This window comes from Streptomyces sp. CO7 (assembly GCF_053474865.1).
Window position 1 is genome coordinate 324779 of sequence record NZ_JBRIOU010000009.1, and the last position, 1124, is coordinate 325902.

A 1124-nucleotide genomic window follows, 5' to 3' on the forward strand; every position below is an offset into this window, starting at 1 on the left:
GAGCCGGGGCGGCGCGGGCGACGGCAGTGGAACCGAGCGGCACCGGAGGCGGGAACGCGTCCGGCCGTGCGCCGGTCGGCGTCAGGCACGGTCGGCGTCAGGCACGGTCGGCGTCGGCAGAGGCAGGCGTCTGCCTCAGCCAGGCGTCGCCCCGGGCAGGCGTCAGCCCAGGTCAGGGATGCGCCAGTCGATCGGCTCGTGGCCCTGGGCCGCGATCGCCTCGTCGATCTGGGTGAAGGGGCGCGATCCGAAGAACTTCTTGGCGGACAGCGGCGAGGGGTGCGCGCCCTTCACCACCGCGTGCCGGCTCTCGTCGATCAGCGGCAGCTTCTTCTGGGCGTAGGCGCCCCACAGGACGAAGACGGCCGGGTCGGGCCGCTTGACGACCGCGCGGATCACCGCGTCGGTGAACTTCTCCCAGCCCTTGCCCTTGTGCGAGTTGGGCTCGCTCTCGCGGACCGTGAGGACCGCGTTGAGCAGCAGCACGCCCTGCTCGGCCCACGGCATCAGGTAGCCGTTGTCGGGGATCGGGTGGCCGAGCTCGGCCTGCATCTCCTTGTAGATGTTCCGCAGCGACGGGGGCGTCCGCACCCCCGGGCGCACGGAGAAGCACAGGCCGTGGCCCTGGCCGGGGCCGTGGTACGGGTCCTGGCCGAGGACGAGGACCTTGACCTTGTCGTACGGCGTCGCCTCGAGGGCCGCGAAGACCTCCTCGCGGGGCGGGTAGACGGGGCCGTTCGCCCGCTCCTTCTCGACGAACTCGGTCAGCTCCTTGAAGTAGGGCTGTTCCAGTTCGCCGCCCAGTACCCCGCGCCAGGACTCGGGCAGCATGGCGATGTCGGTCACGTCAACGTCCTCCGGTGTGCGGTCACTTCCAGGTCTGGAACCTACAGCCGCCCACCGACAACCGTACCGGCGCCCCGGGGCGCGCGCGGGGCGCGGACGGCGGGCCGGCACACGGCGGCGGCGCCGGGGCCCCCCCCCCCGCCCCCGCCCCCCCGCCGTTCGGGCACAACGGCGAGCAGGTGCTGGACGAGTTCGCCGCCGACTGCGGCGGCTTCGAGGGCAACGCGCAGTCGCTGCGGCTGCTCACCCGCCTGGAGCCCAAGCGGTTCGTCACCGAC

General features: G+C 73.0%; 1 protein-coding gene. It reads right to left on the reverse strand.

Annotation, left to right across the window (positions count from 1 at the left end):
* Positions 1-162: 162 nt before the first annotated feature.
* Positions 163-846, reverse strand: a complete 684-nt coding sequence (locus tag ACOV8S_RS28090; RefSeq protein ID WP_448321280.1) for a uracil-DNA glycosylase — start codon at positions 844-846, stop codon at positions 163-165.
* Positions 847-1124: the final 278 nt, after the last annotated feature.